This window comes from Echinicola vietnamensis DSM 17526 (assembly GCF_000325705.1).
In the GTDB taxonomy this organism is placed as follows: domain Bacteria; phylum Bacteroidota; class Bacteroidia; order Cytophagales; family Cyclobacteriaceae; genus Echinicola; species Echinicola vietnamensis.
This window is the reverse complement of record NC_019904.1, coordinates 2,603,879-2,619,136: the sequence shown is the minus strand read 5'-3', so window position 1 is coordinate 2,619,136 and position 15,258 is coordinate 2,603,879. Positions and strand designations below refer to the sequence as shown.

Below are 15,258 nucleotides of genomic sequence, written 5' to 3'. Positions count from 1 at the left end.
TAACACAAACATGATCAACTATAGAAAAGTCAACAACCTCACGGGCTGGATTTTATTTTTAATTGCCACCTTGGTTTACCTTCTGACCATAGAAGAAACCGCCAGCTTTTGGGATCCGGGAGAATTCATTGCGGTAGCTTATAAACTCCAAGTTCCCCACCCTCCAGGAGCACCATTCTTCCTGCTTATTTACAGGATGTTTTCTTTCTTTGCCCTTGGAGACCCGCTTGAAATTGCATATTGGATGAATGCAGGAAGTGCCCTGTTCAGTGGATTCACCATCCTCTTTTTGTTTTGGTCAATCACCCTTCTGGGCAGAAAGCTATTCCGACTCGAAAAAGGAAAGGAAAGCAAAGGCCACACCATCGCCATTATGGGTGCCGGTATCATTGGCGCGCTGGTCTACACGTTCTCAGACAGCTTTTGGTTTTCAGCCGTAGAATCGGAAGTGTATGCCATGTCTTCTTTCTTCACGGCTATCGTCATCTGGGCGTTCTTAAAATGGGATGTCATCGAAAACCCAAAAGACGAAAACCGGTATATGATCTTTATCGCCTATTTGGTGGGACTTTCCATTGGTGTCCATTTGCTCAACTTAGTGACGTTGCCTGCGCTGGCCTTGGTCGTTTATTTCAAGAAATACCAAAACCCCAACCTCAAAGGAGCCATTGTCGCATTCCTTTTGGGCGGGGTAGCCTTGGTTGCCATCAATAACATTATCATTCCGGGACTGCCAAGTCTGGCCGGATCCATGGAAATTTTCTTCGTTAACAGTATTGGACTTCCATTCGGTTCAGGGATTATTGTCTTTGTCGGATTATTTCTGGGTGGACTTATCGCTGCCATCATCTATTCCATCAAACAGGAAAAGGTCATCCTGAACACCGTACTGCTATCCTTGACCTTTATCTTGATCGGCTATGGTTCTTATGCACTCATTGTCGTCCGCTCTAATGCCAACCCTCCCATCAATGAAAATGCGCCAAAGGACATTATCAGTTTTGTGAGTTACCTCAAGAGGGAACAGTATGGCTATCGTCCGCTAATGCACGGCCAATATTTCACTGCGGAAGTAACTGAGCAAAAAGAAGGAGATCCTGTTTATGCCAAAGGAGATGACAAATATGAAATAGTCGATTACGAGATCGTGACGGAATATGATTCAGAAAAAACCACTATTCTGCCCAGGATCTATTCTACCCAACCTCAGCACAAACGCCTATATCGACAGAAATTAGGCCTTAGGGAAGGCGAAGAACCCACTTTTGGGGATAATATCGCATTTATGCTGGACCATCAGCTGGGCCATATGTACTGGCGTTATTTCTTATGGAACTTCTCCGGGCGGGAAAGTGACATTACCGATGCCCCCTGGATGGGCATTACGAATGCCTTTGAAGATTACCCGGACTACATAGAAAACAACAAAGCCCACAATAATTACTTAATGCTTCCCTTGATCCTGGGACTCATCGGCTTTTTATTCCAAGCGAAGTACGACACCAAGTCATTCTGGCTTACGACAATGCTCTTCCTTATGATGGGAGTCGTCTTGGTGCTTTACCTTAACTCCCCTCCTGTAGAGCCTCGTGAACGGGACTATATTTATGTCGGGTCTTTTTATGCATTTGCGATATGGATAGGCATGGGGGTTCTGGCCATTGCTCATGGATTGGCCAAGCTCAATAAAAACTTTGCTGTCGCGGCCATTTTGGCGACATTGATAGCCTTTCCTGTCCCCGTCATCATGGCTTCTCAAAACTATGATGACCATGACCGCTCGGATCGTTATTTCTCGGTAGATTCGGCCCGTAATTTCCTGGCTTCTTGTGAAGAAAATGCCATTTTGTTTACAGGAGGTGACAATGACACCTTCCCTCTTTGGTATGTGCAAGAAGTAGAAGGCTTCAGAACAGATGTCCGTGTCATTGTATTGAGTTATTTTGACACAGATTGGTATGTGGAACAAATGACCAGGCCGATCAATAAATCAGCTGCATTACCTTTCTCCTTGGAGAAAAAGAACTTCAAACGCGGCACCAATGACATTCTTTTTGTCAATGATCGTCAGGGACTGGAAATGATTTCGGCAAAAGAATACCTACGACTCCTGAAAAACGAGAGCGATCTCCTGAAGGTAAAATCCGGCTATACCAACACCATTTACCAAGTACCTTCCAGAAACCTCATTCTCGAAGTAGACTCTGCTGAAGTGATTAATAAAGGCGTGGTCCCTAAAGGAATGGAAGACTTGACCGTTAACCATATGAACCTTCGGGTAAAAGGCAACTACCTCACCAAAGGAAACCTGATGCTGATCGACCTGATCACTACCAACAATTGGGAAAGGCCAATTTACTTTAACAACACTTCTCTTTCTACCATTAGCCTGGACCTCAGCAATCACGTAGTCATGGAAGGACTTACTTACCGACTGCTGCCGGTTCAGAAGCCGGAAAATGTAGATGAGTTCGTAAACACTGATCTCGCTTACAAAAACGTCACGGAAAACTTCGCCTATCGTGGCATGAGCAATCCTGACAATTACTTCGATGAGGAATACAGGAGGTTTACATCCAACCACCGTAGCATGTTCAACAGCCTTACGAACGCGCTCATCATGGAAGATAAACTGGACAAAGCTGCCGACATCCAAAAGCTGAGTATGGAGAAATTCCCTAACGAAGCGATCCCATACGACTTGTCCAGCGGACAGTCCGTACCTTCTTTGTTCGAACTGGGAGAAGATGACATGGCTTTGGACATCATTGAGGTACTTTCAAACAGGGCCTTCGAAATGCTCCAATTCTACCAAGAAAAAGGCCGAGCGATGGACCGTGAAGCCATGTATTCATTGGAGATGATGCGGTTCTTTGTTCCGCTGCTTCAGGAACGAGGATATGACGAATTGGCCACTGAAATCCAGAACAACCTGGACAAGGTAATAGGGCCGGCTGCTTCCCCGAGAGGTGTTTTGCAGAACAGAAAGTAGAAAAACAACAAGGAGAAGGCCTCCTTAAATGTATACCGATATGGTCCTGATTACATCAGGGCCATATTTTTTTTACACCTGCTTTAAAAGCACATCACAACACCTTCTTTTCAGGATGTATATAGGAATTTCATCAAGAAACATTACACCCTTTCCGAATTCAAGAACCGTAGCGTAAGTGTAAAATGGGATAAGGATTACCTTGAGCGTCAAAAGATGATCTATCTTCTACCTTAAAGCCAATACGCCTATAAAATACTACGCTTGGTTATTGGCTTCATTTACATCCACTTTTTTTATCTTAAAATGCTTTATAGCATGGTTCATTAAGGTTCTCCCCACACCTTCCCCCATCATTGCAGGGTGGACAAACAGCATTTCTACCTTATCTTCCTTAACGCCAACGAATCCTATAATTTCGCCGGAGTCTTTACGTGCGCAGGCTAAACTAACAGCATCTAAATATTGGTTTAGGATCAATGGCTTAAATCGCTCCACATCTCCTGGTGCTAAAAAATCATGGGTAGCCCTAACGGATGCTTCCCAAACATCCACCAAGACTGGATACTCTTCCTTTACGACCTTATCGATTACAAAGCCCATTGCAAATCATTCCTTCTCCAGCACATAAAACAAGTCAAGCCCTTTGTCCGGATGGTCCACGACCAGGTAGTCATCATGCGTAATATCCGTCACGGCATCACCTCCTTGCTTGTGGAGTTTATTTCTGTTCATCCTGTTCAGTAGTTCATAGGGCATCCGCAAGATGGATGCAGGAAGACGGTGTTGCAGGTCAAAAATATCAAAACGCATGATTTTATTGACAGACTTTCTATTGGCTTCATGATAGTTCCAGACCTTATCGTTCCCGCCGATACCTTTTGCGACTACCTTGTCAAACACCTGCTCGCAAAGCCGGATCAATTCAGTACCGGTATATTCCCGAATGTGCCAAGGGTTCCTACTGAGTGTATGACGAATATTGGGTGTAGAAATTATGGCTTTGCCACCGGGCTTGAGTACACGGTATATTTCTTCCAAAAACAACTTGTCCTCTTGGATGTGTTCGATCACTTGAAAACTCACCACTGTATCATAATGATCACTCGGAACCGTTTCCAACGGCGGAATGGTCGCTTGTTCAAATGTTGCTTTTGGAAAGCGCTGCTGCAGAGTATTGATGACTTCGCCGATCTTGTCTAGCCCATGGTAAGTAGTTACGTGCTCACTAAGCACTTCTACTCCCCGGCCTTCTCCACAGCCAATTTCCAATAAATCACCACTTACCAGGGGCTTTGCCGCAATGTAAGCCTTCAACAATCGTTGATGTATAGGGTTATCACTAACCAACTTATCGGAAGCAATTTCCGTTGTATAGGTAGCCATTTAAAATTTTATTATTTTGAGCAAAAATAAGGTTAATTTTTAAAACCGTATGATGACGACGACAAAGACTACAAAATTAACGTTTATTAGCAGCATACTAATCTTTTGCCTTGCTGCCTGGGATGTCCATGGACAGAGCAATCTTAAAAACATCAATCAAAGCCTTCGCTATTCGCGGTACTCGCGAATATCTCCAAAAATCATCCCTCTTAAAACTGGAGAGCGGGAATTTTTATTGCAGATGCCGGTGGAAAAAATTGAGGAAGCCCCCAATTTTGACGATTATACTTTCAGCTATGTCGTGGTGGAAGACTTTGAAGAAGAAATCACTGAAAAAAACATCGTCCCCCTTACCGCATCTGATTTAGCCAAAGATACAGATCGGCATTTCTATTTTGAAAAATCCGTCACCATCCCAGCCGATCAAAATGAAGCCTACGCCGTAATCATTTGCAAGGACACCAGACAAGGAGACCAGTACGTCTATCACACCGACCTGATCAGTCCGTTTATTGCAGACATCCCCAATTTTGGTGCTTATTACGATAACGACATTCCCTTTGACCAAACATACATCAATAAAGGAGAAGCGTTGCTCTTCAAGAGCGACCAAAGCATGAACCTCTATCATTATTTTTATCCACGTGCATTTGAAATCCCGCTTCCTCCCATGGAGACGCGACCAGCTCCTGTGGCCAAGGACATTCAGGTCATCGATAAAGGAGAATTTTTGGTCAATGTCCCTCAGCCATTTGAAGATGAAGGGTATTACTTTGTCCAGACCGACACGGCCGAACAAACGGGATTCATGGTCAAAACTACCAACGCCGCCTATCCTCGGGTATCTACTTATGATGAGATGATCGACAAATTGGTATACATCTCTACCAGAAATGAGCATGAAGCGCTACGCGCTGCCGAAGACAAGAAAAAAGCCTTGGATCAATATTGGCTAGAACTGACGCATGACACCGAAAAAGCCCAAGGCATCATTCGTGAGTATTTCCGTCAAATTGAATTTGCCAATATTCTCTTTACCGATTTTAAAGAAGGCTGGAAAACAGATCGCGGGATGATCTACACGGTCATGGGACCACCGACCGGTGTGTTTTTTGATGCGGATAAAGAAATCTGGATTTATGACAAAATAGGTTCCAAGTCAAAAATAAGCTTTACCTTTGCTCGAATCAGGAATATATTCACACCAAATTACTATAAGTTGAACCGCTCGAGGTCATACCAGCCTGAATGGTTCCAAAGCATTACATTATGGAGAAGCGGAAAGATGGCTTTCTAATCGAAAAGGGAGCACACGAAAAGGATTTTATATTTGGCACCAGAGCTGTGATGGAAGCACTCCATGCACAAAAGGATATCGATAAAATCCTGGTGAACAAAGAGCTGAACAATGACCTGATCAAAGAACTTCTCAGCCAAGCCAAACAAGAACGTGTACCAGTGGTGAGGGTCCCAGAAGCAAAACTGAACCGCATCACCCGTAAAAACCACCAAGGTGTCGTGGCCCATATGTCCGCCATTCAATACGCCTCCATAGACAATGTCATCACCGAGTGTTTTTCCAAAGGGGTGGATCCCTTGGTATTGGTATTGGACAGAATTACCGATGTGCGAAACTTTGGGGCCATCGCCAGGACAGCTGAATGTGCAGGGGTGCATGCCATCGTTATTCCCGAAAAGGGGGCCGCACAAATCAATTCTGATGCAGTAAAAACCTCTGCGGGGGCACTTAATTTTTTACCAGTCTGTCGTGCCAAAAACCTGCACTTTATGGTAAAAGACCTCAAAAAAATGGGGTTAAACATCGTCAGTTGTACAGAAAAAACTGAGCGAAAAATGTATGACGCGGATTTCACCGTACCCACTGCCATCATCATGGGCTCTGAAGAAGACGGCATTTCCGAGGACTTGATGGCCTTGAGTGATGAATTTGTCAGCATTCCCATGGCCGGCAATATTGAAAGCCTAAACGTATCCGTGGCCAGCGGCGTATTAATTTATGAAATCATCCGACAACGCACCAAGTAAAACCGACTCTCAGGAATTGGATTTCGCCATAAGATTTTAATATGGCGCCACTTCATATCACGGATCAAACAATATTTCTGAGGGGCCACAGATGGACATGGATACACACAGATCGGGGTTTTAGCCAAAGCAATTATAAATTCCTTTCTATGTAGATTACAACATCCGATCGGTGCCTTTGTGGCATTTTTTTGATGCTTTAATGGATCAAGCAATATTTCTGGGGGAATGATTTTCGATATGGTCTTATAAAAGAAAATTTCACACCGCTAAAACGATGCTTTTCCTCCATCCGCTCGAATGGGTTTCAGCGGGAAGTGGTGGGGAATAGGGCGGTCAATACGGCTAAAGCGGAAAACGTTGAATGGGTTAATTTACCATGGGCTTCACCCATGGCTATGAATGTACCGCCCCTTTGGGGCTAGCTTTCTAGGTTACATCACACACAACACCACGGAATTGCAATGCCTTAATCTTCCTATCTGTGTTTATCAGCGTTCATCCGTGGCCAAATAGCAACCAAACGTGGTGAAGAACATATTTACCCATCGAAATAGGTTACCCCCATCTTTTCTTCTTGATCCGCTTTAATCCCAAAAAATTTGGCTATAAAATAAGAAAGCACCGATTCAAAGAATCAGTGCTTTAGTCATGAATAAAAAGAAACTACTACTCCTCTACTAGTATTTTTCCCTCGGCATCGTATTTTCTTTCGATGCTTTGGCTACCCACTCCGAACTTTACCTTATAAATGACATTTCCTTCTTTGTCAGTTACCTGATAGGCTTTCGAAATGGTTAAATCTTTTGTGTCAGACTTTTCGTCTATCGTATCTTTAATTGCTTGAGGCAAATCCTCAGGAGCAATTTCAATGCTGTCTTGTAAATGGACTATCGGCCCTTCTGGCGATAATGGTTCAGAGGCTTTCACTCCGAAGGACACCATAGCACCCATTGCAATGATGAAAGCTACTCTTTTCATGTATATTTTGGGTTGGTTTAGTTCGCTAACACTTCTCCGTCTGCACTTATCAACACCATCATCGTCTCCTTCTCATCCGTTTCGAAGGCAATGTCATAGAATGTTTCCCCATCCTCCAACACTTTATAAACCTTCTTAAGCTGAAGCGTGGAAAGCAATGAATCATCGTCTAGTAAATTAATCACTTCTTCTGGAAGTTCCGCCTTAGATATTTCATCCCTTTGAGGAGAATCGCCTGAAGGCGTTCTTAATTCACTCACCCCATCTATATCGGGCATTGCTTCTTCTGAATGAGCTTTATCGTCATTGGACTGCCCTTCCTCGCTATTTTTGGAACATGATGCAAGCAGCAACATTCCAAATAAACTCAAACACGTTAACAACTTCATGGGTCAATCTAAGTCTAGGGTTGATACATTATACTATTGTTAGACTTAACAGAAGCAAGCTTTTGATGCTGCTCCCCTATCGCTTTTTTCAATTGTACTCCGGTTACCCCAATTAAGGCCACCAAAATAAAACCACTCAAAACGGCTAACAACAGTACCTTTCTCCTCAGTTCATTCATTTACTGTTTCATTTGACAATTAGGTGTTCATAACCCGTGCCATTTCTGAAATCAGCCCTAGAAGGCACATTCTTCCAATAAAAGTGTGGAATGTGTGTAGAAAAACTCTACACTTTGTAGAATATCCACAATAGCAAATATAATAGTTTTAACTTGCCAAACTATTATTTATTAACAAAAAAATTCAAAAAAAGCATGAATCGTTAAATTCATGCTTAAATTTTTCGCTAAATAAACTTATTCAGTACTACAAATCCATAAGTCGGATTTCACTAGATACGATGGTTATAATTTCAGTTATTTTCAAAAATCATCAGGTCTTAGCCTTTTCATACCCTTTCGTTTCTCCTTTTGAATGATCGTACTTGATCACAATCACCTTGGGCTCAGCCAGTTCTTCATCCCCTAACTGGATAATATATTCGTCCTGAGAAATTTCCTCTGGATCATATATTTTTGTGGCATCATTGAGATCATAAATCTTTTGCAGCGAAATTTTTGAAGAGGTCTTGATGCGCAGCACACTATTGATCGGTTTGTTAAACACCACCATGTTCACCTCACCTGTCACGCGGTTTTGAGTATAATACCCCCAGTCCTGCTTTTCCCAGTCAATATGACCACAATTGTATATGGCACTCTTATTTTTGCTCATCCATTGACCAATTTCTGTTGCCAGCTTCTTTTCTTCCATCCGGATATCTCCCTTGGCATCTGGCCCAAAGTTCAAGACAAAATTCCCATCCAACGATACCGACTTCACCAACATTTCGATCAATTCATAACTGGTTTTTACATGCCCCCGCCAATCGGAATGATATCCCCATTGGTTTTCCGGAATGGTCATGACACAATCCCAATCATTGCCATTGGTGTCTTCGTAAGTTTCGGGAAGCTTTCGTTCCCAACCTTGTTCATAGTCTCCCATCAAGTCTCCATTGCTATCAAAATGACGATTGCCATAATCATCCGGACGAAAACGGCTGCCTATGATTAAGCCCGGGATCTTCTTACGCATTTCAGTCGCCAAATTATCGGCAAATTCTGCCTGTTCCTTCCAGGCCTCATCCCAGGTACCATCAAACCATAATCCTTTGGTGGTAGGGTACCGCTCCAATAATTCCAACAACTGGTTTCTTGTAAACTCCTTGAAGCTTTCGTAAGCAGACCGATCCTCCTCAGTAGCCAACACACTCCTATATCCGGGATGATTCCAGTCCATCACAGAAAAATACAAATACACATCAATGCCTTCCGCATCATACGCCTCCACCAGCGGACCAATGATATCCTTACCATATGGCGTGTTGGTTACGTCATAATCTGTATATTCACTCGGCCAAAGGCAAAAACCATCGTGATGTTTCGTCGTAATAATCATGTATTTGGCTCCCATTTCCTTCGCCTGCTTTGCTAAAGCACTGGGATCATAATTTTCCGGATCAAACTCTTTGTAAAGGTTATCATATGCTTCTTTTGGCATCCCTTTCCAAGAGCGGATCCACTCTGCAGCGCCTCCATAACTCGCTCCATTCCATTGTCCTCCCGGGATAGCATAGACACCCCAATGGATAAATTGCCCTAACCCATAATTCCGCCATCGCTCCATCATCGGGTCAGTTCTTTTCCCCAGTCGGTGAGCTCCATGTGCTAACGCCAGGGAAGTTCGAGGCGTATTATTGGGAATATCCTGAGCAGTAGAAGAGGCTATTCTTCCTAGAAACAAAGCCGATACTACTAGAATGCCTGATAAAATTTTTCTCATCATTATTAGTTAATTTATTGTGTTAATTCTCTGTTAATACCCACTCCATCTTGTCCTCAAGCTGAACACCTTCTTTACTGGTTCCAGTTACCTGAATAAAGTTTTTTCCCACTTTCAGTTGTACATCAAATACCCGATGGTGATCGTTTACCCCTTCCCGACCGGAAGCTACCACTTCTCCATTCACCATTAACTTTACGGCTGTAAGGTTCGTAAATAACTGGACTGTCGTTTTACTCACGGTTCTTCTATAATCTCTCCGATTCGCCAAGTAGACCATTGGTTCTGGGTTCCAATTGGCTTTATACCAGTAGAAGCTGTCTTTTTTCCGTTTTCTATCAAAGGTCACTAGTCCTTTTAAGTTTCGCGCATTCACTCCACCCCGGTTCCACATGGGTACGGCAAATTCAAACATATTCCACAGGTAAGAGGCGACGATATAAGGGTGGTCTTCTATGATTGCCCACTGCTGGATATGGGTTTCTGTTTGGTAATTTTCTGGAAAAAACTCCCCACTTACAGGGTTTCGTTTCGTCGGAAGGTGTTCTGCACTTTGATCCATATTCCCATCTGCGCCATATTCTGTCAACATTACCTTGTAATGAGGATAGTTTTCCTCCAAACCCTTCACCCATTGCTCCAGATCACCAATCTTCCCTTCATACCAGCCGTAATATCTATTCATTCCCTGGACGTCACCTGAAAGGTTGGCAGGACGCTCCATCTCTCCATAGCCGCTCACTGAACCGGTCAATCGCTCTGGGTCATTGGTCTTGGCGATATCATTTAATTGACGGGACAATACCGCCACGTGACCATCGGGAGTGTTCGAATAAACTTCATTATGAATACCCCATATGTATATTGACGGATGGTTGAAATTTTGACGAACAAGCTCAGTCATTTGCTGTTTTGCATTATCCCCTTCCTCTCCTGAGCTCCTGTTTACAAATGGAATTTCTGCCCATACCAAAAAACCTAAGCTATCGGCCAAATCATAAATATCCTCTGCTTGTTGATAATGAGCTAAACGGATAGTCGTAGCACCAATCTCTTTGATCAACATCATATCCTCTAAGTGCTGCTCATGGCTTAACGCATTACCATACCCCCATCGATCTTGATATCGTGTCACGCCATACATCGGATAGGCCTTATTGTTTAAAAACACTCCTTCTCCTGCCCTTACCTCTACTTTTCTCAGACCGAGGGGCTGTTTGACTTCATCAAGCGTTTTGCCATCTTTCAATAATTTAGTAGATAAGGTATAGAGGTATGGATCTTTCACCCCCTGCCATAGACGTGGATTTTTCATTACGACTTCCTGCTCTACTAGCGTTTCCCCTTGTGGACTAATGGAGACTTGCTTGGAAATCGTCTCGATTGGCACTCCCTCTGCATCTTTAACTTCCGCCACCATATCTACCGTAACGAGTTCCTTTCCTCTGTTTTCCAATTTGGCCTTTACTTTTACGGTAGCTTTCTGGGCTGACACATCTTCTTGGTGAATATAAATACCGGGTGAAGCATAATCTGTGACCTTGATATTTACCTTATTGGTAACAATTAGCGACACTGGCCGGTATATACCTCCGTAAAGTGGAAATAAAAAATGGTTGACAGGGATTATATCAGGTCGTGCCTCGTTGTTGGCTTTGACCATTATAATATTTTCTTCGCCATAGTTTACCGAATGAGTTAATTCGTATGCAAAGGCTGCAAAACTTCCTCTATGCTCCCCCAAAAAGCGCCCATTGACATACACTTCCGCTACTGAACCGACCCCCTCAAACCGGATAAAGAGGCGGTTATCCCGAAGGGAATCCGGTACAAAAAAATGCTTTTTATAAAATCCGTCTCCCGTATAAAAATCCTTTCCCAACTGCATATCTTCCTTATTAAAAGTATGGGGCACAGAAATATCCAGCCACTCCTCTCCCACAAAACCAACATCCTTTGCATAATTATTGGCTCCTTTTTTGAAATGCCATGCTTGGTTAAAATCAATCTCTTTTCTGCTTTGGGCAGTTGCCATCAATAGGGATGCCAAATAACAACCCAAAAAAATCAATCCCTTTAGGATCGATACTAAGCTATCGCGCCGTGTAAAATAGGCGAATTCTGTACTTTTAATCATTTGTGCTGGTAGTTAACAAAAGTTATTGGAGAGGCTAAGCTCCCCAATAACTTTCTTTTATTCTCAATTACTAATATGGAAGTTATTGCTTAGTGACCACTATCGATGACACTACATCGTTAAACCCAGATAGAAAGCTGATATTTCCTGGCCCCACTTCATAATCGTTACCGGTAAAATTATCTCCATCATATAAGGTGACGTTGTATCCTAAAGGCACCTTTATTGAACTAATATCATTATCTACACCGCCGAGAGCTACCAAGTCTGAAGCTGTATATGAACCCTCCGCAAGTGTCACTCCCCATCCATTGTAGCTGCTGTGTTGATAGATCCCGACCCCTTCCGGTAATGTGAATTCTCCATTTACAAAACTAAAACTGTATCCGTGGGTTTTAATCGTTCCATTCTCCATCAAAAGCTTGATTTTCAACTCATAGGACCAATCTCCGTGATCTTGAATTTCATCCATCTCCACATCTACATCAAAGCTGTTTCCATTCCTATTGGCAACCCAAGAAACTGAGTTATAATCCCTATTGGCACCGGATCCTTCTCCATTCACATTAGGGTCTAACCAGACAAGAACATCGCTTACTGCTTTATCACTACTAAATGTGCCCGACAATTCGATCACATCATTTACCTCGTCATAATCAATCACAGGATTCAATGTAGTAGAGGCAGCCCCATAGATATCTGCTACCGGAGTTGTTTGGAATATTTGATTTCTATTTAATATAGCTGCATCCGCTGCCGGAATGAAAGTCGCAGACCTTCCCCATGTATAGTTACCGGACCCCATCAGGGAAGTTCCCAACGTTTGTTGATCACTATCCATAGCCTTATTATGTGCGAGGTTTAATCCATGCCCAAGCTCATGTAGCATTCCAGCGATTAAGTTTGAAGAAGTACTTGGTATCTCTAAAACACTGATATTTGGATTATCTACAGCAAAACAATATTTACCATAACCATAAAAGGGCTGACTGCCATTATCTGTCCTCTGTGGCAAAATGACCAAGGTATGTTGACTTGTGAAATCGCTGGGATGAATCGCTTTGTAAGCATTAATCTCACTGATGATTGTACTTGCGCTTCCATAACCATAGTCAGCCTGGTTTCCAGTCCCAAAGATCGTGATCAATTTCACACGGCTATTAGCAGTATCTAATGGCAACCCCAATGTTTTTTGGCCGTATCCATTTCGGTTCATTTCATCTCCAATATACTCCTGAAAATTAATCAAGAGATCACTTAGCCGATCTTCATAACCTGACACCTCAGGATTATCCACAGGGACAAAATATACAATATTCAGATTCTCTTGGTGACTGACAAACCCAGCACCATTTAAATTTTGAATAACTGGGGTCTCAGGGACTTCGTTACAAGAAATAATTGATGCTGTTATAAAAATCCCTAACAGTCCTAATAAGGATATCTTTACTCGGTTTTTCATAAATAAAGTAGTTATTAGTGGTTAAAATTAATGTTCAAAAAAAGCCAATAAGAGATCAGGAAGAGGCCACACGGCCCCTTCTTAATCTATTTTCCAACACAAAACTATTTAATTCGATACTAGGCAGATGCTAGTTGGATTCCCATCCCGGGTTCTGTTCTAAATTGGTATTTAACACCAGGTCTTCAATGGGAATGGGGAAAAGATATTGCTTCTCTTCATCAAATGTCCTACCGTCAGGGAGGGTTTGGTAATAAGGCAAAATGTATCCATCCTCACTTAGAAAAACATCTTTATCTACTACCACTGTGGGGAATTGTTCCTGCACAAACTTGATCCCCTCCACAGGGATCTCGAGAAACTTGCCGGCCTTCCACCTCATTAGATCATCCCATCTAAAGCTCTCAAAAGCCAACTCCACCCTTCTTTCTCTCCTTATCTCCCTCAGCACAGGTTCTGGTACATAATCACAGTACATGGCATAATTACCATCCAAGGCAGGATCAGCAGGGATATTCCCCAGTGTTAAAGGCGGCATATCCACACGAGCCCTGATAAGGTTAATGGTATTATCCAGCACTCCTTGGTCAAGCTCTCCTAGCTCATACTTCGCTTCGGCATAATTGACCAGTACCTCTGCATACCGAAAGATCACGGCTGCCTGCATACCATTGGTCACCCTATCCCAATCGGCCGGGTCATTTAAGAACCATTTGGCTACACGATAGCCGGTAGGGCACTTGTTTCCGTTAAGACCAGGAATATTGGGTAGTGGCGCATTATTGGCACCCTGAACACCTGCTTGGAGATTATAGGTACCAAAATTGGCCACCGTCTGAGGAAGCCGGGGATCCCTGTTCATCATTTCAGATTGGATAGAATCCTTTCCCATAAACAGCGGACTTTGGGAAATCGGAAGGCCATCTTCACATAGATATTCATCCACCAGGTTTCGGGTAGCCCCATGTTTATGCCGGAGGTTTTGGGCATAATAACGGCTAAAAGCAACTCCATAGGTTAAATCCGCCGAATATTCACGCCACAAAATCACTTCCGGATTATCCTCATAGCTATAAGTAGCAAACAGGTCGTTATAGTCTGTTGTAGGATTACCTGTCGTATACAGGCTGTATCCACCTGCCATCAGCTGTTCGGAAGCTTCGGCGGAAGCCCTCAAAAATGCCGCACCATCAAGACCTAGCTCTGGATGGTACTTGCGATAAGTTCCTTCATATAATCCTATTCTCGATTTCAAGTGCAAGGCCACATCCTTATGCAGTCGGTCAGTTTTTTCTTCTCCTTTTGCAGGCAAAAATGCGATAGATTGGTCCAAGATATGCATAATGGAATCCATAACCACCTCACGAGGATCTCTGGGGGCATAAAGTTCCTGAGAATTGGTTTCCAGCGCATGGGTAATCCAAGGCACGTCCCCAAACGTTTTTACTTTTTTGAAATAATCCCATGCTTTAAAAAAAAGTACCTCTCCCAAATAAACATTCCTGACATCCTCTGCCACATTTCCCCGCTTGTAGTTGTCCAAGAAATAATTCAGCTGACGAATATTTCCCCAGCTCCAACCGCTGCTTCCACTGCCACCACCTACATAGGCATTATATTGGTTGGCAGCCACTTTGGAGTAGGATTCTGGTGCAGCATTGTCCGTGATGACATCTCCATAGGCTATGGCTTCATTATATCCATAAGGCGCTACTGTACTAGTTCCCCAGCCCGTACCAAAGCCAGTTATATAATCGGGATAGAAGCTATTGCAGTAAAGCTCTAGATCCTGGGCTGTTTTCCAGAAATTCTCGTCGGTAATCTGATCCAAGGGGTACCTGTCCATAAACTCGTCGTTACAGCTCCAAAACAGCCCCGCAAGACACGCAATTGTGATATATATTTTTTTCATGATAAATCA

At 43.1% G+C, this 15,258-nt stretch carries 11 protein-coding genes; 3 read left to right on the top strand and 8 right to left on the bottom strand.

The annotated features are described in order from the left end of the window. Positions 1-10 precede the first annotated feature (10 nt). On the top strand, positions 11-2,992 hold the full coding sequence (locus ECHVI_RS10705) for a glycosyltransferase family 117 protein (protein WP_015265998.1): 2,982 nt from the start codon (positions 11-13) through the stop codon (positions 2,990-2,992). Between the two features lie 258 nt (positions 2,993-3,250). Here the strand turns inward: ECHVI_RS10705 and ECHVI_RS10700 are convergent, their stop codons facing one another. Both ECHVI_RS10700 and ECHVI_RS10695 read right to left on the bottom strand, forming a co-directional pair. Further along, complete coding sequence (locus ECHVI_RS10700) at positions 3,251-3,595, bottom strand: GNAT family N-acetyltransferase (protein ID WP_245553478.1); 345 nt, start codon at positions 3,593-3,595, stop codon at positions 3,251-3,253. 6 nt (positions 3,596-3,601) lie between these two features. After that, on the bottom strand, positions 3,602-4,378 hold the full coding sequence (locus ECHVI_RS10695) for a class I SAM-dependent methyltransferase (protein WP_015265997.1): 777 nt from the start codon (positions 4,376-4,378) through the stop codon (positions 3,602-3,604). Between the two features lie 49 nt (positions 4,379-4,427). Between ECHVI_RS10695 and ECHVI_RS10690 the strand changes: the two genes are divergently transcribed. After that, positions 4,428-5,675: a GWxTD domain-containing protein gene (locus ECHVI_RS10690; protein WP_015265996.1), complete on the top strand. Its 1,248-nt coding sequence runs from the start codon at positions 4,428-4,430 to the stop codon at positions 5,673-5,675. After that, positions 5,648-6,424 carry a 23S rRNA (guanosine(2251)-2'-O)-methyltransferase RlmB gene (gene rlmB, locus ECHVI_RS10685; RefSeq protein WP_015265995.1) on the top strand — a complete coding sequence of 259 codons (777 nt, stop codon included), beginning with the start codon at positions 5,648-5,650 and terminating at the stop codon, positions 6,422-6,424. Before ECHVI_RS10690 ends, rlmB begins: the two co-directional genes overlap by 28 nt. A gap of 669 nt (positions 6,425-7,093) precedes the next feature. Here the strand turns inward: rlmB and ECHVI_RS10680 are convergent. The 6 genes from ECHVI_RS10680 to ECHVI_RS10655 all read right to left on the bottom strand — a co-directional run bounded on the left by ECHVI_RS10680 (position 7,094) and on the right by ECHVI_RS10655 (position 15,249). Beyond that, complete coding sequence (locus ECHVI_RS10680) at positions 7,094-7,405, bottom strand: hypothetical protein (RefSeq protein ID WP_015265994.1); 312 nt, start codon at positions 7,403-7,405, stop codon at positions 7,094-7,096. A 17-nt stretch (positions 7,406-7,422) separates the two neighbouring features. Beyond that, positions 7,423-7,761: a hypothetical protein gene (locus tag ECHVI_RS10675; protein WP_041738550.1), complete on the bottom strand. Its 339-nt coding sequence runs from the start codon at positions 7,759-7,761 to the stop codon at positions 7,423-7,425. Between the two features lie 525 nt (positions 7,762-8,286). After that, complete coding sequence (locus ECHVI_RS10670; protein WP_015265991.1) at positions 8,287-9,741, bottom strand: alpha-L-fucosidase; 1,455 nt, start codon at positions 9,739-9,741, stop codon at positions 8,287-8,289. A 19-nt stretch (positions 9,742-9,760) separates the two neighbouring features. Further along, complete coding sequence (locus ECHVI_RS10665) at positions 9,761-11,875, bottom strand: glycoside hydrolase family 2 protein (protein WP_015265990.1); 2,115 nt, start codon at positions 11,873-11,875, stop codon at positions 9,761-9,763. Positions 11,876-11,957: 82 nt separating this feature from the next. After that, positions 11,958-13,337, bottom strand: coding sequence for a beta/gamma crystallin family protein (locus ECHVI_RS10660; protein ID WP_015265989.1), 1,380 nt, complete (start codon positions 13,335-13,337; stop codon positions 11,958-11,960). Between the two features lie 130 nt (positions 13,338-13,467). Continuing rightward, complete coding sequence (locus tag ECHVI_RS10655; protein ID WP_015265988.1) at positions 13,468-15,249, bottom strand: RagB/SusD family nutrient uptake outer membrane protein; 1,782 nt, start codon at positions 15,247-15,249, stop codon at positions 13,468-13,470. Positions 15,250-15,258 lie beyond the last annotated feature (9 nt).